The 21,923-nt window shown below is 59.0% G+C and carries 19 protein-coding genes, 3 tRNA genes and 2 pseudogenes; 8 read left to right on the top strand and 16 right to left on the bottom strand.

Annotated features, from left to right (window positions below; translation table 11 throughout):
* The first annotated feature begins 60 nt into the window (after positions 1–60).
* Both ACM6HV_RS15880 and ACM6HV_RS15885 read left to right on the top strand, forming a co-directional pair.
* Positions 61–978, top strand: a complete 918-nt coding sequence (locus tag ACM6HV_RS15880) for a LysR family transcriptional regulator (protein ID WP_145598479.1) — start codon at positions 61–63, stop codon at positions 976–978.
* Between the two features lie 100 nt (positions 979–1,078).
* A complete protein-coding gene (locus tag ACM6HV_RS15885; RefSeq protein WP_414904698.1) occupies positions 1,079–3,040 on the top strand; it encodes an alkyl/aryl-sulfatase in 1,962 nt (653 codons plus the stop codon).
* A 13-nt stretch (positions 3,041–3,053) separates the two neighbouring features.
* Here the strand turns inward: ACM6HV_RS15885 and ACM6HV_RS15890 are convergent, their stop codons facing one another.
* The 3 genes from ACM6HV_RS15890 to ACM6HV_RS15900 are packed head-to-tail and all read right to left on the bottom strand — an operon-like array spanning position 3,054 to position 5,090.
* Complete coding sequence (locus ACM6HV_RS15890) at positions 3,054–3,347, bottom strand: DUF202 domain-containing protein (RefSeq protein WP_145598541.1); 294 nt, start codon at positions 3,345–3,347, stop codon at positions 3,054–3,056.
* On the bottom strand, positions 3,340–3,726 hold the full coding sequence (locus tag ACM6HV_RS15895; RefSeq protein ID WP_145598477.1) for a DUF202 domain-containing protein: 387 nt from the start codon (positions 3,724–3,726) through the stop codon (positions 3,340–3,342). Before ACM6HV_RS15895 ends, ACM6HV_RS15890 begins: the two co-directional genes overlap by 8 nt.
* A complete protein-coding gene (locus ACM6HV_RS15900; protein WP_414904699.1) occupies positions 3,726–5,090 on the bottom strand; it encodes a DUF1329 domain-containing protein in 1,365 nt (454 codons plus the stop codon). The genes ACM6HV_RS15895 and ACM6HV_RS15900 overlap by 1 nt, the downstream gene beginning before the upstream one ends.
* Before the next feature lie 220 nt (positions 5,091–5,310).
* On the opposite strand from ACM6HV_RS15900, the gene ACM6HV_RS15905 reads away from it, so the two are divergent.
* Positions 5,311–6,264, top strand: coding sequence for a LysR family transcriptional regulator (locus ACM6HV_RS15905; RefSeq protein WP_145598475.1), 954 nt, complete (start codon positions 5,311–5,313; stop codon positions 6,262–6,264).
* 37 nt (positions 6,265–6,301) lie between these two features.
* Here the strand turns inward: ACM6HV_RS15905 and ACM6HV_RS15910 are convergent, their stop codons facing one another.
* The 3 genes from ACM6HV_RS15910 to ACM6HV_RS15920 all read right to left on the bottom strand — a co-directional run bounded on the left by ACM6HV_RS15910 (position 6,302) and on the right by ACM6HV_RS15920 (position 10,393).
* A complete protein-coding gene (locus tag ACM6HV_RS15910; RefSeq protein ID WP_145598540.1) occupies positions 6,302–7,558 on the bottom strand; it encodes an MFS transporter in 1,257 nt (418 codons plus the stop codon).
* A gap of 110 nt (positions 7,559–7,668) precedes the next feature.
* Positions 7,669–8,832 (bottom strand): acyl-CoA dehydrogenase family protein, encoded by a 1,164-nt coding sequence (locus ACM6HV_RS15915; protein ID WP_145598474.1) that lies wholly within the window; start codon positions 8,830–8,832, stop codon positions 7,669–7,671.
* 13 nt (positions 8,833–8,845) lie between these two features.
* Entirely contained in the window at positions 8,846–10,393 is a 1,548-nt protein-coding gene (locus ACM6HV_RS15920; protein WP_145598473.1) for an AMP-binding protein, read from the bottom strand.
* 335 nt (positions 10,394–10,728) lie between these two features.
* On the opposite strand from ACM6HV_RS15920, the gene ACM6HV_RS15925 reads away from it, so the two are divergent.
* Positions 10,729–12,582, top strand: coding sequence for a DUF1302 domain-containing protein (locus ACM6HV_RS15925; protein WP_414904700.1), 1,854 nt, complete (start codon positions 10,729–10,731; stop codon positions 12,580–12,582).
* 18 nt (positions 12,583–12,600) lie between these two features.
* Positions 12,601–13,926 (top strand): serine hydrolase domain-containing protein, encoded by a 1,326-nt coding sequence (locus ACM6HV_RS15930; RefSeq protein ID WP_145598471.1) that lies wholly within the window; start codon positions 12,601–12,603, stop codon positions 13,924–13,926.
* Between the two features lie 204 nt (positions 13,927–14,130).
* Here ACM6HV_RS15930 and ACM6HV_RS15935 read toward each other — a convergent pair whose 3' ends face one another.
* Genes ACM6HV_RS15935 through ACM6HV_RS15945 form a run of 3 tightly spaced genes read right to left on the bottom strand, consistent with a single transcriptional unit; the run spans position 14,131 to position 16,913 of the window.
* Complete coding sequence (locus tag ACM6HV_RS15935; protein WP_145598470.1) at positions 14,131–15,132, bottom strand: NAD(P)H-quinone oxidoreductase; 1,002 nt, start codon at positions 15,130–15,132, stop codon at positions 14,131–14,133.
* Positions 15,133–15,465 carry a carboxymuconolactone decarboxylase family protein gene (locus tag ACM6HV_RS15940; protein ID WP_414904701.1) on the bottom strand — a complete coding sequence of 111 codons (333 nt, stop codon included), beginning with the start codon at positions 15,463–15,465 and terminating at the stop codon, positions 15,133–15,135.
* 11 nt (positions 15,466–15,476) lie between these two features.
* Positions 15,477–16,913: an NAD-dependent succinate-semialdehyde dehydrogenase gene (locus tag ACM6HV_RS15945; protein WP_145598468.1), complete on the bottom strand. Its 1,437-nt coding sequence runs from the start codon at positions 16,911–16,913 to the stop codon at positions 15,477–15,479.
* 221 nt (positions 16,914–17,134) lie between these two features.
* Here ACM6HV_RS15945 and ACM6HV_RS15950 point away from each other — a divergent pair, with 221 nt between their 5' ends.
* The gene (locus tag ACM6HV_RS15950; protein WP_145598467.1) at positions 17,135–18,061 is read left to right on the top strand and encodes a LysR family transcriptional regulator; all 927 of its coding nucleotides are present in this window, start codon (positions 17,135–17,137) and stop codon (positions 18,059–18,061) included.
* Between the two features lie 76 nt (positions 18,062–18,137).
* Here the strand turns inward: ACM6HV_RS15950 and ACM6HV_RS15955 are convergent, their stop codons facing one another.
* Positions 18,138–18,389 (bottom strand): DUF2790 domain-containing protein, encoded by a 252-nt coding sequence (locus tag ACM6HV_RS15955; protein WP_145598466.1) that lies wholly within the window; start codon positions 18,387–18,389, stop codon positions 18,138–18,140.
* A 287-nt stretch (positions 18,390–18,676) separates the two neighbouring features.
* Positions 18,677–19,279: a terminase small subunit gene (locus ACM6HV_RS15960; RefSeq protein WP_145598465.1), complete on the bottom strand. Its 603-nt coding sequence runs from the start codon at positions 19,277–19,279 to the stop codon at positions 18,677–18,679.
* A gap of 221 nt (positions 19,280–19,500) precedes the next feature.
* Here ACM6HV_RS15960 and ACM6HV_RS15965 point away from each other — a divergent pair, with 221 nt between their 5' ends.
* A complete protein-coding gene (locus tag ACM6HV_RS15965) occupies positions 19,501–19,701 on the top strand; it encodes a KTSC domain-containing protein (RefSeq protein WP_145598464.1) in 201 nt (66 codons plus the stop codon).
* Between the two features lie 137 nt (positions 19,702–19,838).
* Here ACM6HV_RS15965 and ACM6HV_RS15970 read toward each other — a convergent pair.
* Positions 19,839–20,171: pseudogene (locus ACM6HV_RS15970) on the bottom strand (phage holin family protein).
* Between the two features lie 195 nt (positions 20,172–20,366).
* Here ACM6HV_RS15970 and ACM6HV_RS15975 point away from each other — a divergent pair.
* Positions 20,367–20,711, top strand: a pseudogene (locus tag ACM6HV_RS15975) (tyrosine-type recombinase/integrase); the annotation flags it as partial.
* A 93-nt stretch (positions 20,712–20,804) separates the two neighbouring features.
* Here the strand turns inward: ACM6HV_RS15975 and ACM6HV_RS15980 are convergent.
* The 4 genes from ACM6HV_RS15980 to pgsA all read right to left on the bottom strand — a co-directional run bounded on the left by ACM6HV_RS15980 (position 20,805) and on the right by pgsA (position 21,902).
* Positions 20,805–20,891, bottom strand: a tRNA-Leu gene (locus ACM6HV_RS15980).
* Between the two features lie 194 nt (positions 20,892–21,085).
* Positions 21,086–21,159: transfer RNA gene (locus ACM6HV_RS15985), tRNA-Cys, on the bottom strand.
* A 46-nt stretch (positions 21,160–21,205) separates the two neighbouring features.
* Positions 21,206–21,281 (bottom strand) — tRNA-Gly (locus ACM6HV_RS15990).
* A gap of 60 nt (positions 21,282–21,341) precedes the next feature.
* Positions 21,342–21,902, bottom strand: coding sequence for a CDP-diacylglycerol--glycerol-3-phosphate 3-phosphatidyltransferase (pgsA, locus tag ACM6HV_RS15995; protein WP_414904702.1), 561 nt, complete (start codon positions 21,900–21,902; stop codon positions 21,342–21,344).
* Positions 21,903–21,923 lie beyond the last annotated feature (21 nt).

Raw genomic sequence — 21,923 nt, forward strand, 5'->3', positions numbered from 1 at the left:
TAGGAAATAACAGCCGCCACCGTAAGCAGGCTTCCAGTATTTTTGAAATTTCATTTTCATATGCCATATATTTGCGGCATGAATATTTCAAATTTTGATCTGAACCTGCTGCGTATCTTCGACATGCTGTTGCGTGAGCAGAATGTTTCGCGCGCGGCCGAGCGTCTGGCGCTGACTCAGCCCACCGTCAGCAATGCCTTGGCGCGTTTGCGCGACGCATTGGACGATCCGCTGCTGGTGCGCGTTGGCCGCCGCATGTGTCCGACGCCTAGAGCGTTGGCCCTGGAAGGACCGATCCGCGCGGCGTTGCAGCAGATCGAACAAAGCCTGGCCACGGGCGATACGTTCGACCCGGCGCTTAGCCATCGACAGCTGCGGATCGCGCTCACCGACTATGTCGAACAATTGTGCATGCCGTCCTTGCTGGCCCACTTGCAGACCCAGGCGCCGCACTTGCGCATCGATGTCGTCCACTTGACGGCGAGCCTGCCGGCGGAGGCGCTGGACCGTAGCGAACTGGATATGGTGCTGGGCCGTTTTGATCACGTACCGGCACGTTTTACCCGGCTGCGCTGGCGCAGCGAAACGTTGCGGGTGGCGATGCGTCAGGGGCATCCACAATCAGGCGCCGGCCTGGATCTGCGCAGCTTTCTGCAACTGCGCCACGTCTGGGTGAATGGTGGCCAGACGCGAGGAATGATTGATCAGTGGCTGGCCGAACAGAATCTGGTGCGGCAGATCGTCTATACCACGCCCAATTACTTGCAGGCCGCGCACCTCGTGGCCGCTACCGACCTGTGCACGGTATTGCCGACCCAGCTGGCGCAACAGTTCGCCAGGCTACTGCCTTTGGACTTGCTGGAACTGCCATTCGCATTGCCGCCCTTCGAGCTTGATCTGGTCTACCTGACGCATCGCCAACACGACCCTGCATTAGCCTGGCTGGCTGAACAGATCCTGACGATTGCACCGGACTGAGCCATCAAAAAACACGATGGCCACCATGCCGCTCTGGTATTGGCTGCGGCCAGGCCCTCTCCCTAAAGTGGATCGCCCAAACAATAACAAGGACTTCTCCATGCGTTTTCCACCGACGTTGCTTTCACTTGCCTTGTTGGCACCGCTGATGAGTTCTGCCGCGACACCGGCTAAAGATGCGACGGCGAGCACGCTGCAGAGCAATCAACAATGGTTGCAGCGTTTGCCCTTCGCCGACCGCGGCGATTTCGAAGCGGCGCAGCGCGGTCTGATCGAGCGGTATGAGGGGGTGGTCAGCAATGCGCACGGCAAGACCGTCTGGGACCTGAATCAGTACGCGTTCCTCAACCAGACCAACGCACCCGGTACCGTCAATCCGAGTCTGTGGCGCATCGCGCAGCTCAATACCATTGCCGGTCTGTTCAAAGTCACTGACGGTATTTATCAGATTCGTGGCCTGGACCTGGCCAACATGACCATCGTCGAAGGCGACAATGGCTTGATCGTGCTCGACCCGCTGCTGTCGGTGGAAACCGCTAAAGCCGGTCTTGAGCTGTACTTCAAGAGTCGTCCGCGCAAGCCCGTGACCACGGTCATCTACACGCACCCGCACGTTGACCATTTCGGCGGTGTGCGGGGGATCATCGACGAAGCGGATGTCACCGCGGGCAAGGTCCAGGTGATTGCACCGCAAGGTTTTTTCGAGCACGCCATCGGAGAGAATGTGTTGGCCGGGCCGGCAATGAAACGTCGCGCTCAATACATGTACGGCGCACCGTTGCCGCGCAGCGAGCGCGGCCAGGTAGATGCCGGGCTGGGCAAGGGTATTCCGGCCAACGCAACCATCAGCTTGATCGCGCCCACCAGGGAAATCAGCCAGCCGCTGGAGCGCCTGACCCTTGAGGGTATCGAGGTCGAATTCCAACTCACCCCCGGCACCGAGGCGCCGGCGGAAATGAACATTTATTTCCCGCGATTCAAGGCGCTGTGCATGGCCGAAAATGCCACTCACGTGCAGCACAATGTGCTCACCTTGCGCGGCGCGCTGGTGCGCGACCCGAAGATCTGGGCGCATTACCTGGATCAGTCGCTGCTGCGCTACGGCAATCAGGCCGAGGTGGTTTTTGCCCAGCATCACTGGCCTACCTGGGGCGGTGCGCAGATACGCGAATATCTGGCTGACCAGCGCGACATGTATGCATTCATCGACAGCCAGACCCTGCGACTGATCAATCAGGGACTGACGCCCATGGAGATTGCCGACACCTTGAGTTCGCTGCCGCCACGCTTGGCGAACAAGTGGTACAGCCGTGATTATTACGGCTCGTTGAGCCATAACGTGCGTGCGGTGTATCAGCGCTACATGGGTTTCTACGACGGCAACCCGGCGAACCTCAATCCTTTGCCACCGCAGGCTGCGGGCAAGCGTTACGTAGCGGCGATGGGCGGTGCCGAGCAGCTCTTGAAGCAGGCGCGCAAAGCCTTCGACGAAGGCGATTATCGCTGGGTCGCGCAACTGACCAATCATTTGGTCTTCGCAGAGCCGGACAATGCCGATGCACGCAACCTGCAGGCCGATGCGCTGGAACAGCTGGGCTATCAGAGCGAGAACGCGACTTGGCGCAATGCCTACCTCAGCGGCGCGCAGGAATTGCGCGACGGCGTTGCGGCTACAACAGGCAGCGGCGGAAATGCCGACGATATGGTGCGGGCGCTGCCCCCTGCAATGTTCTTCGATTACCTGAGCGTCCGGGTTGACGCGCTAAAAGCCGCCGACAATGACTTGATCATCAACTGGCGCTTCACCGATCTGAACGAGGATTACGCCCTGACCTTGCGCAACGGTGTCCTTACCCACCGCGACTTGACCCGGCATGACCAAGCCGACGTGAATATCAGCATGAACAAGTCGACGCTGGATCGCATCGCGCTGAAACAGACTGGCTTTTTGAAGGAGGCAACGGTGGGCGATATCACGATCACCGGTGAGCGAGTGAAATTTCTACGCTTCATGGGTGGACTTGAGGAAACGGACGGACGCTTCAATATCGTCACGCCCTGAACGTGGGCGGCGCTCAGGCGCCGCTTTGCAGCTCGACCATAGCGATCAACGCCAGCAAACAGACGCTCGCGCCCAACGCCAGAATCGCCACGGGCGCCGGCGATGCCTGCTCCATGCGCAGCATTGCCAATCCTTGGCGGTAGCGGCGCCCTTGCCTGGCGAGCAGCCCTAGGACGGCGACAGCGCCTATCCCCAGCGACAGCCACGCACCCACTCGCCCCGCCAGAATCACCACTAACAGCAACGCGACCAAAGTCCGTCGCCACGCCAATTCAGTCCGCTCCGCCTGAAGCCCCGGATCACCCATGCCAGCGGGGCCACAGCGCACTGCCAATCAAAGCCACCGCCGTAACGCAAGCCATCGCCAACAAAGGCGCGAGCGCCGGCAATGGCAGCGGCCGACGCTGGCGCAACGCACGCTCCACCCTCAGCCAGCGCACGCAGGCACCGGCGCTGATCAACTGACTCAACACCAACAGGGTAATGGCTACGGCCATGCGCAAACCGGGCTCGAAGACCTGTGTGGCGAAGGCCTCAATGGCAATTGCGCCGCCCAGTAATGCCAGCGACGTGCGAATCCAGGCAAGAAAGGTTCGTTCATTGGCCAGTGTGAATCGCGGATCCGGCGCCTCGCCGCCGCCGAGCAGGAGTTCAGTCCAAGTGCGACGCTTAGTATTCACCCTCATCAGCGCACACCAAAGCTGCGCAATGCGCCGGGCGAAAAGTACGAAAGACTGGTCGGCACGTTGAAGGCGTAGGGGTTGCGTTGCTCGTTTATCAGGCCGGAAACGTGATATCGGCCACTTTTCAGGTCGTAAGTGACCTCCATCGCATTCACCGCCGCCTCACCGCTGGCGTGGTAAAAACTGTGCGCTTCGGAGGTACGCCATAACGCGCCTCGCTGGTCATAGACATCGGCCTCGAGAATGGCCCAGGTATCTTCGTCGATGTAGTAGTGACGTTTGCCGTAGATGTGCTGGGCTCCCGGCTTCAACGTCGCAACCACTTCCCACACACGGTGCAGTTCATAGCGGGTGGGGACAGGGTTGACGTGGCCAGGCTTGATCAATTCGCTGTAGCGCAATCGGGGCGAGGCCAGGCGATAGCTGTTATACGGCACGTGAAGCAATTTCTTGCCCACCAGTTGCCAGTCGTATCGATCCGGTGCGCCATTGAACATGTCACGACTGTCCGCCGTGCGCAGGCCTGCCGTCCCCGGCCCGGCGGTGTCATAAGCGATGCCCGGCGCACGCCGCACTCGACGCTGGCTGGAGCTGTAGACCCACGACAATCGCGGTTCGGCGACCTGGTCCAGTGTCTCGTGCACCACCATCGCATCCCCAGCGAGCCGCGATGGTGCGGTCATTCGGTGGCTAAAATAGTAGAGAACTTTGTCGGCATCAGCACCCGGCAACCCGTCAGGTCGAGCGAATTCCTGACGCGCGCTCATCAACGTAAATCGGCCGTTGCCCTGCGGCGTGGCGCTGTCGGAGACAACGCTGTAACTGGCATTGCGGTTGCGGGTCAGGTGGTTCCAGATCACTTCCAGGCCATTTTTAGGCAGAGGAAAGGCAACCGCCCCGGCGAAATCTCGCAGACCGTTGCCTTGGTCGTCGAGCTGCGCGTGCGTGGCGTTGCGTGCGGCGGATGCGGCGAGGTGCGCGGGTATGGCGACGCTGCGATGGGTGGGGTAGACAGGCAGCTTCATCGTCTCTGGAAAACGCTTGAGCAAAGCGATCTGCCCGGCTGACAGCTGATCCTCGTACTGGCGGTAATTCTGTGCGGTTATCTCGTACAGCGGTCGTTCATCACCGTAAGGATCGACCGGCGTGCCGTTGCTTTCCAGTCGCTGTTGCGCGGTTGTGAGTCCGCCTTGCCATGCTGGGATTCGCCCGTCGGGGGAGGCATCGCGCTCGGCGCCGATCGGCGTCAGGTTCTGCGGTAATTCACTGGCGGTGAGCGCTCCTGCCGCCCACGGTATTGCCAGCAAGACACAGCATGACAACGGAATCAACGACGACTGAATAAAATCTCTGGTACGTGCTGGCATCACTCTTAACCTCTTATTGTGTTTATCAGAGAGTGAACATGTGCAGTGGTCCCGCCAGACGACATAGCGGCTGGCAGGATGGTGGGCAAAAACAATTTTTAGCGCCGGTCAGATAGCCTCTGGATGAGTATCAATGGATACTAAGTAGCCCTCTGGGCCCCGACAAATAGCGTCTTCAGATACTTGCCATAGCACTTCGGCATAGCCAGAGATTTGCCCCATGACTTTGAAACAGCTGCGTTACCTCGTCGCGATTGCAGAAGCTGGAAGCTTCTCCAATGCTGCACGCCGGGCGTTCATCGCTCAGCCTGCCCTGAGCCGTCAGATCGGTTTATTGGAAAGCGAACTGGAAATGCAGTTACTCGCCCGTCAGCACGACGGCATTGAACTGACCGATGCCGGGCGACAGTTATACGAAGTGGCGCGTTCGGTGATTCAGAAGCTCGATTCGGTGAAAGACGAGCTCAAATCCAGTCGGGGCAATCCGATGGGCCATGTCGCGATTTCCATTCCGGCAACCGCTTCGTCGTTGCTGTTACCGACGATCATCACGCAGGCGCAGGCAAAGTTTCCGGGGATCAAGCTGACGATATGGGATGGTCTCAGCCGCGAAGGCGGCCAGGCGATCGAGCTGGGCAAAGTGGATTTTGGCGTTGTGCCGAACGCTGAGGAACTGGAACACGTCATCGCCGAACCGGTCTTCACCGAAGACCTGTATTGGGTAGGCACACCGGTGCATGAAGCTGATCACTCGTCCATCACGCTGGCTGAAGCGGCCGCGACCCGGCTGGTGATGCCGCCGCGCGCCCTGCATCTGCGGCGTCGGATCGAGCAGGCAGCGATGGAAACCGGGGTGACCCTCGATTCAAGCTACGAGCAGCAGTCTGCGCCTGGCATCAGCAGCCTGGTGCGCGCCGGGTTGGCGGCGACCATCAGCAACTGGCCGCCGCTGACGGAATTGCTGGAGCCGATATCGGCCCGGCTGATCGTCGAGCCGCGAATCACCCGCACGATTTCGCTGGCCTATTCGCAGCACAAGCCGCTGTCGTTTGCGGCAACCTGCATGCGCGATCTGGTCCGCGGCGTCCTGGTCGAGGCCGTCGTCGACGACCACTGGAAAGGCAGTTTGATCGAGCGTGTGCCCGAAGAAACCTTGAGCGCGGTCGATCACTAAGGGCGCCGCAACGGTGGGCCGTGCAGCGCCGCACGGTTCAGTTGACCCGAGGCAATGCGATACCTTTCACCTCGTTCAGGCGCTGGCGGGTTTTCTGCGGATCCATCCAGAACAAACCGATCACCCCGGCAATGATCAGCACTGCGCCACAGACCAGAAACCCTTCACCGTAACCTGCCGGATGCTCGGCCCCCACACCCTGCACGAGGATGCCGGTGACCACTGGCGCCGACAAACCAGCGAGTGAGGCAATGCCGTTGCCGATCGCCAGAATGCCCGCACGTTGGCTGCCGGGTGTGAACTCGGCGAGCATGGCCGGCCCTACCGAATACATCACCAGCGCCAAGCCACCGCTGAACGTTAGGCTGACGATTCGCTCTATGCTCGACAATCCCGGCAGAAACAGCGCCGCGCTGAGCAGGCCACTGGCAATCAGGCAAAACGAAACGAATGCTCCACGCGACCAGCGCGTTGCAATCCCGCCGCGAAGCATGCGCTGTGACAGCCAAGCCATGAACAGACTCAGCGGAGTGGTTACCACCACGAACAGCACGAACACCCGGCCCGTCATGATGGGGTCGATGCCCAGCCCGTTTTCCAGATAGCTCGGCACCCAGGTCAGGGTCAGTGCCAACGACCAATTCGCGGCGAAATGGCAAAGGTAATTGCTCAGCACCGTGCTGTCCGTGAGCAAGCGACGATACGGTACGCGTTCCTCGTCCTGCTTCAGCTGGCCGGGACGGATGCGATCAAGCGTACCCTCACGACCCAGCAGCCACCACAACACACACCAGACTGCGCCGATGACGGCCAGAACAATGAAGTTCATTCGCCAGCCGTAATGCACGCTGATCCAGGGGATCATTGCGCCCGCAACCAACAACCCCAAGGCGCTGCCGGTATGCAACAGCGCGACCGGAAGGTTGCGACGGTCATTGGGAAACCATTTGTACAAGGCGTGGGTAGCGACTGGCGAGGCCGGCCCTTCGCCGATGCCCAGCAGCACCCGGCAGGCAATAATGGCCCAGAGAGAAGTGACGAAGAGCATCGGCAGTTGCACGACCGCCCAGAATGCGCCCATGCCCAGCAGCAACGTGCGTGTGGGACGGCGGTTAGCCACGAAGCCGCCGATGACCGCGGAAATCGCAAAGAACCAGTGCAACGCGCCCCCTACGAGGCCGAACTCGGTCGGGGTCAGGCCGAGCTCTTTGGACATCGGCACCGCCACCAGGCCGATGACCACTTTGTCGAGGAAGTTCACCAGCATCAGCAGCGCCAGCAATACAGCAATCATCCAGGCGGTGCCCAGACGTGCGGGTGTGTCAGTGTGAGTCATGGTCGTCTCTCGTTATTGTTCTTGTCAGAGCGTCCGGCCCTGCACGACCGGACGTGCGGCACCCGCTGCTAGCTCGGCATCAGGACACCCTTGGCAATGGTGTTGCGCTGGATTTCGCTGGTTCCCGTCAAGATGCGCATCATTCGGGTCGCGCGGAAAATCCACTCCACCGGATGGCCGCGCAGCAACCCCGCGCCGCCGTGAATTTGCACCGCGCGGTCAGCAATACGGAAAGCGGTTTCGGAGACGAACAGCTTGCACATCGGCGCCTGGGTGCGAATATCACCGCCGGCGTCGTTCACCGCTGCGGTGGCATAGACCATGCTGCGTGCGGCATGCAGTTCGGTAGCCATATCGGCAATCATGTGGCTGATCGACTGGTACATCGCGATGGGTTGGCCGAACTGCTTGCGTGTGCGCGCGTAATCAATCGACAGGTTCAACGCCAAGCCTGCCATGCCTAACAATGTCGGGCAATGCAGCAAACGGTTGAGCATGATCCGCCCCATCGCCAGTTTGAATCCCTGGCCCTCTTCGCCAATGCGGTTGGCCACAGGCACCCTAACGTCGTCGAGGAAGATATCGCCATGCGCGCCACCACCGGACATCACCGCATAGTCGCTCTCGATCCGCACACCGGGCGCCTTCAGATCGACGAAGAAGGCCGAAATGCCTTGGGCTCCGCCGCCGGTGCCGGTAACCGCAAGCAGCACGGCAATATCCGCATAAGGCGCGCCAGAGATGAAACGCTTGCTGCCGCTCAGCACATAATCATCGCCATCGCGTCGCGCGCTGGTGGTGATCGCCGTGGCGTCGGAGCCCGCCTCGCTTTCTGTCAGCGCGAAGCACACGGCTTTCTCGGCACGGCACACCGGCTGCAAGAAAGTCTCGACTTGTTCCGGGCTCGCGACTTTGAACAGATGCCCAATGCGCGGCGGCCCGGACAGTTCGCCGAGGATGTGCGGCGCCAGCATGGAACCGCTTAGTACTGTGGCTTCCTTTACCGCGCACAGGTCTGAAACGTTAAGCCCCGCGCCACCGATCGCCTCGGGCAGCATGATGTTGTAAAACCCCAGCTCGCAAGAGCGCTGCCACACTTGCTGAAGAACTTCGCGGGGATGCGGCTCCGCCCAACTCAGGTCGGCGCTTTGTTCCAGCGGCCGGATCTCATCGCGGATAAAACCGCCGATGGCCTCGATGATTTGGCTGGCCTTTTCACTTGGCTGATACATGGTGATCTCCTCGTCAGATACGGCGGTCGCTGTTTTGCCAGTAGGCATCGCGAATAAGACGGCGAACGACTTTGCCGTTCGGGTTCTTCGGTAGTTCGCTGACGAAATCCACGGCGCGGGGTTTCTTGAACCCGGCCAGGGTGCGTGCGCAGTGATCGATGACCTCCAACTCACTCAGTGCAGTGCCCGGCTTGAGTACAACGACGGCTCGCACCGCCTCGCCCCACTGCTCATCCGGCACACCAATGACCGCCGCCTCAAAAACCTCAGGCAAGGTGTAAAGCACCTGCTCGACTTCCGTGGGATAGATGTTGAAGCCGCCGGAGATGATCATTTCCTTTTTGCGATCGACGATGAACACGTAGCCCTGTTCATCGACTGTCGCCAAGTCGCCGCTGAGGTAATATCCCTCACGCATCACCTCGGCAGTGAGCTCCGGCGCGCGCCAATAGCCCTGCATGATGTCCGGGCCCTTGACCACGATTTCGCCGATTTCGCCAGGCTTAACATCCTCGAAGTTTTCGTTTACCACTCGCAGGTCAGTCTCGAAGTAGCAGCGCCCGCAGGAAGCCAGGCGGCGATAGTCGCCCTCTTCACAAATATGGTCTTGCTCGGTGAGTACCGTGACCAGCGAGCAGGTTTCGCCGGCACCGTATCCCTGGGCAAGGATCGGCCCGAACACTTCAATGGCTCGTTTGACCAGCGAGGGTGCCATCGGCGCTGCGCCGTACATGACCAGGCGCAGGCTGCTCAGGTCATAGCGATCGACGCCGGGGAAATTCACCAGTCGGTTGATCATCGCCGGCACCAGAAACAAGCGCGTGACACGCTCACGCTGGATGCTTTCGAGCAGCAGTTGATCGTCGTAGCGTTCCAACAGCAGGTTGCACGCGCCCACCGCCAGCAAAGGCATCAATTGCATGCCGCTGGCATGGGTAATCGGCCCGACGTGGGCCATCACATCGTCCGGCGCGGCTCGCCGGGTGGGGCTGGCGATGCTCTTGCGGATCAGCGCCTTGCGATTGCCCACGCTGAGCATGGCGGCTTTCAGCACACCGGAACTGCCCGAGGTGTAGTGTAAGACCGCCAGTGCATCGTCCGGCAGGTCACAACTGACCGGCGCCTCACTGCCTTGATCTAGCAGTGCCGAATAGGCGATATCACCGCCCTTCTCGCCCAGTGCCACCACCAAGCGCAACCCCGGAACTTCAGCCCGACGTGCGATCAACGCCTCGGCAAACATTGGTGTGGCGATCAGTCCGACGCTGCAAGAGTCGTTGATGATCTGAATGACTTCTTCGAGCGACAGCCGCGCATTGACCGGCACTTTCACCAAGCCGGTCTTGTAGAAGGCGATTTCCGCCTCCACCAGTTCTACCCGGTTTTCCGCAAGGATGGCGACGTGTTCGCCCGTGCTGATGCCTTGGCCCAGTAATGCTGAAGCAAGCTGATTTGTCCGCTGCTCCAGCTGTGCAAAGTTCAGCCTAGTGTGACGATCGATGACGGCCATCCGCTCTGGCCAGTACCTGGCACTTCGACTGATTATTTTTCCGAGGTTCACGTTGTTGTTCTCGTCGACAGTTAAGACGGGGACGATGCTAAACAGCGTGGGCTTGAGGGGCGTAATACTAGTTATTGATGCCGGCTATAACGGTTTTAGCTGGCTGAACAGTTCCATTCCGTGCGCTACATCGCGGCGGTTTTTGCAGCGTCACGCCCATGCCGAAGTGTTATGGCAACGATTCAAAGACGCTATTTGTGAGCCCCGTCGGGGTCTTCCTATTATCGATACCGACCGACAAAAGCCAGACCGCCGCTGACCAGGCGCTGAGGTGCTCTTCCTGTTGTCGGTGCGCTATCCCCTCACTCTCGAATAAACACAATAAGAGGTTAAGAGTGAACACACATGTTTGCGACCGGCTACGGTCATCGCTGGTTTTACTGTCGTGCAGTCTGCTCGCCGCCCCGGTGGGCGCAGTCGAATTTGCATTCGGCGACATCGATGGGCAGCTCGATTCGTCGCTGGCACTCGGTGTCGGGGTCAGCACTGCCAATCCGGCCAAGCTGCAACTGGGGGCCGCGAACGGCAATGACGGCCGACGCAATTATCGATCCGGGGACGTGTTCTCAACGATTTTCAAAGGCACCCATGACCTGGAGCTCAAACGCGACAACATCGGCATGTTCCTGCGTGGTACCTACTGGTACGACACCGCGCAACGTGATCACAGCCAACGCTTCAAGGACATCGACGACAACGATCGCCAGGCGTCGGCAAAAACCGCAGGCTTCCAACTGCTCGATGCCTTCGTCTACTACTTCTACGACATCAGCGGCGAGCCGGGCTCGGCGCGTGTCGGCAAGCAAGTGGTGAACTGGGGGGAAAGCATTTTCATCCAGGGCGGTTTGAACGTCGTAAATCCTTTCAACCAAGCGGCACTGCGCCGGCCCGGTTCTGAGGTGAAGGACGCACTGGTGCCGGTGAACTTGCTCTACATGACGCAGAACATCAATGAAGCAGTGTCCTTTGACGCCTTCTACCAGTTGGACTGGGAACAGACCCAGCTGGACAACTGCGGCACCTTCTTTTCGGGAAACGACTTCACACCTGAGGGCTGCACCGGCCTCGATGTCGGCGGACGCCTGGTCAACGCCGCCGCTGCCAATCGAGGGTTAGGCCCGTTCGGCGTGGTCATGGGTGAGGAAGGCGTGCGCATCCCCCGCAGCGGTGATCAGGACGCACGCAACAGCGGCCAATGGGGCCTGTCGTTACGTTGGTACGTCACACAACTGGATGCTGAATTCGGGGTCTATGCCGCCAATTACCACAGCCGTTCGCCGTATCTGGGAACTGTCAGCAGCCGGTATTACAGCAACACCGGTTTTGCTCCGCAATTGTGCAGCAATCTTGGAGTGCCGTCGGCAGGTTGCGGTGCTTTCCTGGCCTCCAGCGCCGGCCAGACACTCGCCGGCGCGCTGCGCATGGGAACGTCTCAGTACCTTTCCCAATACCCCGAAGACATCCGTTTATATGGCATGACGTTCTCGACCACCCTGCGCACCGGTACGGCGGTGCAGGGCGAACTCAGCTACCGCCCGAATATGCCCGTGCAACTCAATGGCACGGATGTGCTGCAGTCGCTGCTCAATGCCAACGGGCGCAGTCCACTGTCCGAACCCGGCCTGAGGCCGACCACCGACTCAACTCTTTTCAACGGCTATCGGCGCAAGGAGGTCACCCAGGCGCAGGTCTCTGCAATGCATTCTTTCGGCCAGGTCTTGGGGGCGAATCAGTTGCTATTGGTCGGTGAAGCCGGCGCCACTTACGTCGGTGGCCTGGAGGGCAAAAACGGGCCTCGCTATGGTCGATCCGGCGCTTATGGCAACGGCGCGCTGACTGACAACAGCATCTGTCGGGCCATTTCAAGCAGCCCGCAATACTGCACCGACGAAGGCTTCGTCACACCGTTCTCCTGGGGTTACCGGATGCGCGCGACCTTGAGCTACTCAGGGGTGATGCCAGGGCTGGACCTGCGGCCCAACCTGTCCTGGGCGCATGACGTCAAAGGTTATTCGCCGGGCGATGGCTCGGCGTTCAACGAAGGTTCGCGCTCCGTCAGCCTGGGTCTGGACGCGACGTTCATGAGCAAGTATTCGCTGAGTCTGTCTTACACCGATTACATCGATGGCACTTACGGCACGCGCGATGACCGCGACTTTGCCTCCATCGCTATTGGTGCCACCTTCTAACGTAAAAGGAAAACAAACATGCGCAAGTGCCTTGCCCGGTTCGCCTCTGACAAACCCCAAGCCCCAATGGTACTGGGTGCTGCGTTGCTGCTTTCCAGCGCCCTCTGCCCGGCCGTCGCCGCGAGTGGCTCAGCCGATACCGGCGTCATGCACGGTTTTCCACCCGCACCGGAGTTTCGTGTGAACAAAACCAATGCCTTTCACCCGCCTTTCCTGCGCTGGTCAATCCGACACGCTCGGGAAGTGTCCGCAACGCGCAACATTGCTCGTGCCGCACAACCGCTGTCGATCATCGAGGCTGCACCGCACGATCTCGACTCGGTGACTTTCAAGGCTGGCGAAGAGGACCTGACCCTCGCCCGCTACCTGCAAGATACCGCGACCGATGGCTTCATCGTCCTGCGACGCGGCCGCGTGGTGTTTGAACGCTATATGGAAGGATTTGAACCCGGCCAACCGCACATCTGGGCTTCGATGACGAAATCCGTCACCGGCTTGCTGGCAGCGCAATTCATTGCAGAAGGCAAGCTCGACCCGCAAGCGAAACTTGCCAGTTATGTCCCTGAACTGAGCGGCACACCGTTTGGCGAGGCCACGGTGCAGGCCAATCTGGATATGCAGGTGGCTGTGGCCTACCCCGAAGCAGTTCCGCCGGACCTCGGTTTGTTCGCCGCGACCGGGCTCATCCCGCGGAGCGCAAAAATGCCCGGCGATATCTACTCTTTTTTGAAGGTCGCGCAAATCGCTCCCGGGGAAGGCAAGTTTTTTTATCAGAATGGCTCACCCGAGGCGGTGGCCTGGGCGCTGCGGCGTATCTCCGGAACGAATTGGGCGCAACTGGTTCAGCAACGGATCTGGTCGCGCTTCGCTAAGGAAGATGGCTATGTCCAAATCGATGAATTGGGCACTGAGATGGCCAGCGGCGGGATCAGCACGAATCTGCGTGACACCGCGCGCTTCGCCGAACTGGTCCGTCGTGAGCTGGCTCGTGAATCAAGCACGGACAGTTTCAATCAAGCCGTGCGCAATACCTTCCAGCCGGGCGATCCGGCGATTTTCGCGCAAGGCAATCTGGCACCTGGCCGGCCTGGTTATGCCTATCGCAATTATTGGTTTCAGCGCAATGACGGCGAAGGATCGGTGGAGGCCAGTGGTCGCTTCGGACAAAAAATCTACATCAACCCGAAGCGTGAGGTGGTGATCGTTAAACTGTCCTCCACTGCCGACCAAGCGAGGCGCGCCACAAGCGCGGCAGGTGGAGCAAAGGTGGCTGCAAGGATGATCGACTCACCCGGCACGTTTAACAACATGATCAATGCGATATTGCCAGATTTAAGAGACTGAACGTCATCGCAGTTATTTCGATAACAAGCGGCCAATAGCGGACGTTCGCAAGCGACCGCTGTCGGCCATTAGCTGCCTGTCACGATTAGCCCGGTTGTCGCGATCAGCCGATTCAGAACGCACTGCTCAGAGGTGTTCCCCACACCCGTTGAAGGTGCCCACTAAGGGCACCTTTTTTCAGCTCTATCCCCAATGTGGCCAGACTTAAAGCAAGTCTTCATGCTGCATCGTCAAAATGATTTTCCCGATGTTTTCGGAAGACTCCATCCGGCGATGCGCATCGGCAGCCCGTGCTAGCGCAAAGGTGCTATCGACAACCGGCTCAAGGCTTCCGGCACCCTCGAAGCGATCAAGCCAGTGCTCGCGGAAGCGCTTGATCATGGCGTGTTTCTCCGGTTGCGTGCGCGACTTCATCACCGTACCGATGATTTGCAAGTGGCGATAAAGAATGTCCTCCAGCGCCACCGTGACGTTGCCTCCACCGCCGAGAATCCCCACCTGAATGAGGCGGCCGCCGCGTGCAAGGGACGCGACGTTGCGGGCGAAGTAGGGCTCACCGATAAAGTCGATGATTACATCGACGCCGCGGCCCTGGGTTTTGTCGGCGATCACTTCAGCGAAATCTTGCGTCTTGTAGTCGATCGCCACGTCAGCCCCCAAATGCTCGACACGCGCCAACTTGCTGCCTTCGGTTGTCGCATACACCGTCGCGCCGGTGGCGTAAGCCAGCTGCACAGCGGCAGAGCCGACGCCGCCAGCGGCCGCGTGAATCAACACTGAATCGCCAGCCTTAAGCCGAGCCAGGTGCATCATTGCTTCATGGGCCGTGACGAAGACCTCGGGAATGGCTGCCGCGTGTACATAATCAAGCTGCGCGGGGATGTGCATGGCCATGCGGTAATCGATGCGTGCCAGCTCGGCGTAGGCACCGCCGCCGACCACGCCCATGACTCGATCTCCGACCTCGAACCCTGTCACCGCGTTACCTTTGCCGATCACTTCGCCGGCGATTTCCAGGCCGATGATCAGCGAGTCACCGAAATTCGGATGGCCGTACCCGCCGGTCCGGTGAGTCAGATCCGCACGGTTCACTCCGGCGGCATAGACACGCACCAGCAGGTCGTCAGGACGCACTTCAGGATTGGCGAACTCTACGAGTTCCAGAACGTCTGGCGCACCAAATTCTGTGATCTTGATGGCTTTCATTCAGTTGTTCTCCGTTTCGTTGAACGTGGCGTTGGCGATAGCAGATGCGGTAATGGCGCCAGGGAAGCCCACATAAAAAGCCAAGTGCGTGATCGCTGCCGCCAGTTCATCGTGGGTCACACCGTTGTTTGCCGCCCGGCGCAAGTGAGCAGGCAACTCTTCCGAATGACCAGCGGCTATCAATGCCGCCACGGTGATCAGGCTACGGTCGCGCGGGGACAGTGCCGGATCGCTCCAGATGAGTGGATAAAGCGTTGAGTCGACGAATTGCGCCAGCTTCGGCGTGAATGCGCGCGCCGCTTCGCGAGGACTATTGAAGTTGAGCTTGGACATGGGCGAGTTCCTTAAACCTGGCTGATGAATTTATGGGTGAGATAGTGTTCGATGCCTTCAATGCCGCCTTCGGAGCCGTGACCGCTTTCTTTCATGCCGCCGAACGGGAGCTCGGTAGCGACGATGCGGTATTGGTTGATGCCGATCATCCCGGCCTCCAATCCGTCAGCGACATCAATGGCCGTGCGCGCGCTGGAGGTGAAGGCGTAAGCCGAGAGTCCGTAGGGCAGGCGGTTGGCTTCCTGCAGTCCATCGGCCAGTTCATCGAACGGCATCAGCACGGCGATGGGGCCAAAGGGTTCTTCGTGCATAACGCGGGCGTTCATCGGCACATCCGCCAGCACCGTGGGTTGAAAGAAGTAGCCTTCACCTGGCAAGGCTTCGCCACCTACCAATACCCGTGCACCTTTTTCGACGGCATCGGCGACCAGTTCTTCCATCTTTGCCAATTGCCTTGGGTTGGCCAAGGGGCCGACTTGGGTGTCCGGATGCAGGCCTTCACCGATCCTCAGGGCTTGGGTCGCCGCGACAAAATGATCGACAAAGGCTTGATAGGCGCCACGCTGGATCAGAAACCGAGTGGATGAAATGCACACCTGCCCAGTGCCGCGAAAGCGGTTGGCGACACCTTCGATGGCGGCTTTTTCAATGTCGGCATCCTCGAACACCAGCACCGGTCCGTGCCCACCGAGTTCAAGGGTGATGGGCTTCACGCCTTCGGCAGCTCGTGCAGACAGCAGGCGCCCGATGGGCACCGAACCGGTGAAGGTCACTTTGCGAATGATCGGCGAGGCAATCAGATGGCTGGACACTTGATCCGGTACGCCGAAGACCACTTGCAAAACCCCCTTGGGCAATCCTGCATCGTCGAGTGCACGCGCCAGGGCCAACGCTGTGGCGGGACTTTCTTCACCGGGTTTGAGAATGACGCTGCAACCCGCGGCCAGCGCTGCCGAGAGCTTGCGTGCCGGGGTGATGGCCGGGAAATTCCACGGTGTAAAGGCGGCCACTGGGCCGATGGCCTGGCGTTTGACCAGTTGCAACACTCCTGGACGGTTGGCCGGGACCACACGGCCATCGATACGCCGGGCGCTTTCGGCAAACCATTCGAAATACTCCGCCGCGCGGGTCACTTCATCGAGGCTTTCACTCAGCGGCTTACCTTCCTCCAGGGTCATCTGCGCGGCGATTTGCGGTGCGCGTTCGAGGATCAGGTCGGCGGCACGCTTGAGGATCTTGGCGCGTTTGTCAGGCACGGTCTGGCGCCATTGCTCGAAGCTCAGGCGAGTTACTTCCAAGGCGTGATCAAGGTCGCCTGCGGTGGCGAGAGGGACGCGGCCGATTTCCCGGCCGGTTGCCGGGTTGACGACAGCGGCGGTATCGCGCCCTTCGGCACTGATCCATTCACCACCGATGAAAAGATAAAGCGGGTCGTAGGAAGTCTTCATGATGTGACCTTCAGTTGGTTGTCAGAGATTCGTAAGAAACCCGGCGCCTGTTCAGGCGGCCTGTGCAACCAAGTTTATGGAAGGAGTGCCCATTGATTTAGACGGGCCAAAGGGAATCATTGTTGTCGCCAGAGGTAATATCGAGCCGCGGGCTGAACGTGTAGCATCCGGAAAAAATGCGCGTTATCACGGGTGAGCGTCAGATCTACAGGAAGGTCGCGATGGATAAGCTTTCGAACATGTCGGTGTACATAAAGGTTGTCGAGATGGGCAGTTTCACGGCCGTGGCCAATCATCTGGACTCCACGGTCGGTAACGTCTCGCGTGCTGTCTCTGCGCTGGAAAACGTGCTCGATGCGCGCCTGTTGCAACGCTCGACCCGACGCCTGTCGGTTACCGATGCGGGGCGACGGTTCTATGAGCGCTGCACGAAAATTCTGGCTGATCTGGAGAGTGCCGAAGCCGAAGCCAGCAATGCCGCGCTGGAGCCTCGGGGAACACTGAGGGTGCATTGCGTTCCCGGACTAGCCCGGCATCTGGTCACCGGGGCCGTGCTGGAATACCGCCAGCAATTCCCGGAAGTGACCGTGGATTTATTGCTCTCGCAACGCATGCCTAACCTGTTGGAAGACCAACTGGATGTCTCGATTCTGATCGCCCGTGCGCTCCCTGATTCGGCGTATGTCAGCCAAAAAATCGGTGTCAGCCATTGTGTACTGGTGGCGTCGCCAGACTACCTGGCCGGGCATGCGGCCCCGGAGACGCCTGAAGATCTGCGCGATCACCAGTGCCTGTTGTTGGGTACCGTGGACTATGTGCGGGATGAGTGGCAGCTGAAGAGCAAAGCCGGGGACGCGACATTTGTCCCGACAGGTCCAAGTTTCAGCGTCAACGATATGGATGCGATGGCGCTTGCCATTCGAGAGGGCGCGGGGATTGGCTTGCTGGCCGGGTTCACGGCCATCGACGATTTGCGTTCCGGCAAGCTAGTGCGGGTTTTGCCTGACTACCATACCTATGAGCGCAACGTTTACGCCGTCTATACCTCTCGGCAGTTTGTCGATGCAAAAATCACCCGATTTATTGAAGCGCTGAAAGATCGGGTTGGCAGTCAGCTGGCAGCCACGGCCCAAGCACTGATCGATTGAAACACTGCGTGGCAAAAAGGTATTTGCGCCTCGATGAGACCACTCTCCGAGGCGCAATGATGGGCGAACATCTGACTTAGCCCTGGCTGCAACGGCCCATGACGCTATAGGCCAGTACGTGCTGTTTGCCTTGTGAATCCTGATAGGTCATGTGCGTCGGCACTACAGCGCAAATATCTGGCACCGGGTCTTCAGAGATGACCTTTGCGACATCAAGGTGGGTGCCATAACCGTATTGCTCGACAGGTTGAGTATTTGCAGCGCCGTCCTGTGCCGCTACCAGAGAGCTGAAGCCCAAGAGTGCGACGATGATCATTGCCGTTTTCATAATGAGATTTCCTAAAGTAAGTGTGATGTTGCTGGCAGGACGTACTTTAGGTTCGAGGGCTTTCTGGAAACAGGAGCGAATCAGGGAAAGACTTTTCTAAATTCCGAACACAATGTGGGGATGTCTGACGTGAAGGCAATTCGTCTGTGACCGTCCGCTATTGGCCGATATCGGTTGCTCATGAGCGGCAGCTATTGGCTCATTTCGGCCTATCACAAGTCTCGGTAAATTTAGTTATGAATAATTTGTTCAGGGCACTCCAGAGCCCAAGGAAGTCGTCTCCACCCTCACCTGTCGTCCAATGCGATCCCAAAGTCATCACTAGACACTTGAGCCGCCTCGTTAAGGCGTTGACGGATTGCAGCCGTCAACTGCCGCTCTACTTCCCACGGATCTGACAGCGCAGCGAGCTGGGGTGCCAATTGCGGCGACAGGCTCATCAGAGAATGATTGAGCGATCGCGCTGTTTCAAAGGCGGCCTTCTGCACAAAGCTGATTTCCACCAGTTCACCTTGTGCCTTACGGAACTCCATCTCCGCCATCCTCGCCAGGTAATGCTCGCGATGCGTTCTTGCTTTCTGAAAGTCCGGAGTCTGCCCCTGAGCAGGGTCAACGGGCGGCGACGCAGCCATGTTAGTCGGCTCGGATTTGGCTGCGACGTGACTGTACACATCACGCTGAAGCCGGTCTTGTTGGTGGCGAGCAGCGACGGCAGCCTTGCTTGGGTCGGCAGTATCGCGGACCAACGCTTCGGTGGCCAGCACGTCGACCTGCTTGCCATTGGGCGTCAGGACCAGCCGCCCGTTTTCCTTAAGCCAGGTGATGTAACTCGGTGATCGGCCGATGCGCGCAGCGAAAGCGTTCTTTGACAGGTACGTAGCTGTGCTCATAAGCCCTCCTTTTCAGCGGCTTTTCAATGAATCCTTTCAAGATTTCAGTGGATTGAAATTTCAGTAAGCTGGCAGACATCCCACTAACACGATCCCGCGGGTTTCCGACCCCGTGTCCTTTGAAAGTCCTCAGGGTCCCCGGCGACTTTTCGGTGGCCTGGGCTGCAGATCCGCCTCGCTCGACTAGCATCAGTGGACGATCCGTCAGAGGGAGAGATGTCATGGACATGATTGCCGTGCGTTCCAGTGCGATGACCGCCGTTGGCTATGACCCAGCAACGAGACGAATGAGGATCCGCTTTGAACAGGGTCACTCTTACGATTTCTGCGGCGTCCCGTCGGCCATACACAATGGCTTGATGGCCGCGGTGTCCAAAGGCGCCTATTACAACCAGCACATCCGTGATCGTTATCAGTGCTGAGGCCCGTACGCCACTTGGAAAGACGGACATCCCTGCGAAGGTTTCAGCTAGAGAGAATCCGCGAGTTCGCTAACCCGTGTAGGGGGCGGCCCTCGGGGAGGACCCGTAAAATCGGCGCCCTACCCGGCCTGCCCGGCTCATGCTTTCGGCTCGGCCTCGCTCAGGTCCAGCCGCTTGGCCACCCAGCGTTCGTACAAGCCGATGGCGACATCGGCGCCGGCCATCGCGGTCAGGCAACCCAGGGCGCCCGCTGTCCAGATCGACAGGCCCGCGCCGAACAGCAACATCATCGCCGACACGCCGCAGACGATGCAGGCACCGGAGCGAAGTGCTAGGCGGCGCAGTAACGCCCAGCCTCGTGCTCAGTCCCTGTCAGCGCGCCACATCTCGCCGGATACACCGCCCACCAATGACAGGGCAATCACCAACCAGATCGGCATCTCTGCCAGTGCCTGTTGCTCGTTCGTCATGGCCCTGCCCCTTAAACAAAAAGACCCGGCGCCATGGCCGGGTCAGGTGGTGGGTGGCCTGCCACGCTTTGCGGTCGCACCCATCGAAGATGGCCCCTTTTTACAGGTCGATTCTGGTGGCAGCAAGACCGTTTTAATGCCATCCGGTGAATGCGTGGCTTACGTCCGGCGAACCGCTGGCGAATGTCGGCGAATAAACGAAGGATCGAGATCATTGGTGAGCTCAAAGTCGTAATCGATCGAATCATGACACGAAAGGCTGGACACAAAATCCTATCAACACGCCTGGTAGTAATCGACTCTGGGCAGCCAATGACGACCAGCATGCTCAGAAAGCGGTTTGATGACGCCAGGGAAGCAGCCGGAATTCCAAAAGCAGAATTTCAGATGCGCGACCTAAGAGCAAAAGCGGCGACGGATAAGGAGGAGTCAACAGGAAGCAGCCGAGAAGCTAGGGACCAGCTAGGACATACAACCGTTGGGATGACAGAACAGTACATCCGAATGCGTAAGGGGATGAAGGTTACCCCTACGAAGTGACTGACGATCACGAATTGCGGAAAAGATTTTTTGATTGCGGAAAAAAGAACTAAGGGCTTGCATGAGGTACGTCATGCAAGCCCTTGATATTCATGGTGCCCGAAGCCGGAATCGAACCGGCACGCCCTTACGAGCGGGGGATTTTAAGTCCCATGCGTCTACCAGTTTCGCCATTCGGGCGGTAGCGCGGTGTAGTGCTCAAAGCAGTCGATCAGCAAACCTGACAGCGTTAAGCCTTGTAAAGCAGAGCGGGAAATATATACATCACGTCCCGGTGAAGCAAGTTCACAGTGGTTGATTTCAAGACTAAATCTTGCAGCGCACTGGAAATAAAAAAGCTCCGTAAATCATGGATCTACGGAGCTTGTTTATAGTGGAGGCCGAGGTCGGAATCGAACCGGCGTAGGCGGATTTGCAATCCGCTGCATAACCATTTTGCTACTCGGCCTCAAACGATTGCTGTTTAGTAGCACCACAACAACCGCGTACAAACTTGGAGCGGGAAACGAGACTCGAACTCGCGACCCCGACCTTGGCAAGGTCGTGCTCTACCAACTGAGCTATTCCCGCTTGGTGTGGCGCATTCTATAGATTTCAGATGCCCCGTCAACCCTTTGATTCAAAAAAGTTTTATTTCTTTTCAACGTCGGTTTTCAGATGCGGCCAGGCGGCCCGCAAGTATTGAACCATCGACCACAACGTCAGGCCTGCCGAAATCATCAACAAGGCATAGCCCAGCAAGACCCAGAAACTGAAGTCTCTTGGATTGGACAGCAGGATCACCAGCGCCAGCATCTGCGCTGCGGTTTTCCACTTGCCGAGATTGGACACCGCTACATGAGCGCGGGCACCGAGTTCGGCCATCCATTCACGCAAGGCCGAGACGACAATCTCACGGCCAATGATGACCGCAGCGGGAAGTGTCAGCCACAAATTGCCGTGTTCCTGAACCAGCAGTACCAAAGCGACAGCCACCATCAGCTTGTCGGCAACCGGATCGAGAAAGGCTCCGAACGGCGTGCTTTGTTCCAGGCGACGAGCCAGATAGCCGTCGAGCCAGTCAGTGGCCGCCGCAAAGGCGAACACCGAGGCGGAGGCCATGTAGCTCCACTGATAAGGCAGGTAAAACAGCAAAATGAAGATCGGGATGAGCAGGACGCGTAGAACGGTAATCAGATTCGGGATATTCATCGGCACAACTGGCTACGAGGT

This window comes from Pseudomonas sp. IT-P260, assembly GCF_949768395.1.
Taxonomy (GTDB): Bacteria; Pseudomonadota; Gammaproteobacteria; order Pseudomonadales; family Pseudomonadaceae; genus Aquipseudomonas; species Aquipseudomonas parakoreensis.